1 protein-coding gene is annotated in these 1,539 nt (G+C 33.5%); it reads right to left on the reverse strand.

What is annotated here, in order from left to right:
* Window positions 1–235 precede the first annotated feature (235 nt).
* Complete coding sequence (locus A3O17_RS04130; protein ID WP_064208659.1) at window positions 236–1,441, reverse strand: IS110 family RNA-guided transposase; 1,206 nt, start codon at window positions 1,439–1,441, stop codon at window positions 236–238.
* Window positions 1,442–1,539: the final 98 nt, after the last annotated feature.

Raw genomic sequence — 1,539 nt, forward strand, 5'->3', positions numbered from 1 at the left:
AAGAAGTGTATAAGAGACAAAACGTAGTGAGTGCATTTACCCTTGCAGCTTTTTTTTCTACCAAGAGTCAAGCTATATCAAGAAATTATTTAATTTTTATCAATAAATAATAGCCTTCTAGAAGTAAATATCGCTCCACAGGAACAGAATTTTAGTGATTTTATGTACACTAAATAAACCTGACTATTTGTAAAGAAAAAATAGTCAGTTATAATAATGTTATAACCAATTAGGATTATGCAACTTGTTCTTTTGCTTTAGCATAATCGTAAAATTGATTATGAATTATTAGATGGTATATTGTTCGTATTAATTTATGGACGCATGCGATAGCAATCTTCTTAGTTGGTAGAGAGGATTGCTTTTTTCGTTTTTGGTAATAATCATTGATGTGTGATGGTTGAAAGCGGGCAGCAGAGGCAATATTACCGATAGTGCGATAAAGGAGTTTACGGGCGTAAGAGTTTCCACGTTTACTGATATGGTCAGCGGCGACGAAATTTCCAGATTCGTAGTGACGAAGGTCAATACCAACAAAAGCATTGATTTTATTGGCGTTATTAAAGCGACGAATGTCGCCCAATTCAGCTAATAATAAAACAGCGGTTGTTTCACCAATTCCTGGAATGCTTTCTAAAATCGTTAAATCAGGTAATTGTTTAGCAATTGATAACATCTTCGTGACGATTTTCTTTTTAAGTGCATCGAGGCGCAATAATTCATTAGCATAGTAACGGACTTGATCGATTAATGATGAATCATCAGTTACAGATTGAAATGATAATTGTGCCAAATTGATTAGCCGTGCGGCTAATTGCCGACTTCGTTTATCAGAAATGTTACGTTCACTGCAAGTTTTAATTTTAATCGCTAATGAATCCACGTCATAACTAAGAATTTGAGTAGGTGTTGGTAACGTAATTAAAACTTGCCAGTATAATTTTCCTGAGGGGCAGCTTAAGAATTGTTCATATTCAGGAAAAACGGATTGTAAAATGCGATGTAATCGATTTTTATCGCGAACAAGATCTTCATTGATTTGTTGATAAAAACGACTTTGATCTAATAGTTCTTGATAAATTGGATCTTGTTGATATGTAGAAACTCGATTAAGAATAAACTGTGTTTCAGCAAGATGACGTGCATCATTACGATCAGTTTTATTTGGCCGTAAACTATCTAATTGTTTTTTAGCCGCTAGTGGATTTAATTGAACATAATCAACATTATTTTTTTGTAAGAAAGTCCGTAAACGCCGAGAATAAACTCCTGTGGCTTCAAAAACAACCTCAGGTTGATTAACCTGTTGTAATTGAGTTAATAGTTGATTGAATCCTAAAGAGTCATTAGTGATTTTAAATTCATTAAATACTTGCCCATCAATCGCAATCGCCACGTTAGAAGTGACTTTACTAACATCAATACCAAAAACAAAACGCATAATATGTACCATCCTTTCAAAGTTGATTCATAAACTTTTACTAATCTAATTTTCAAAACATGACATGAATGCCAACAGACTACGAAGAGATTCACAGT

It is taken from the genome of Ligilactobacillus aviarius, from assembly GCF_001654615.1.
GTDB lineage: Bacteria > Bacillota > Bacilli > Lactobacillales > Lactobacillaceae > Ligilactobacillus > Ligilactobacillus aviarius_B.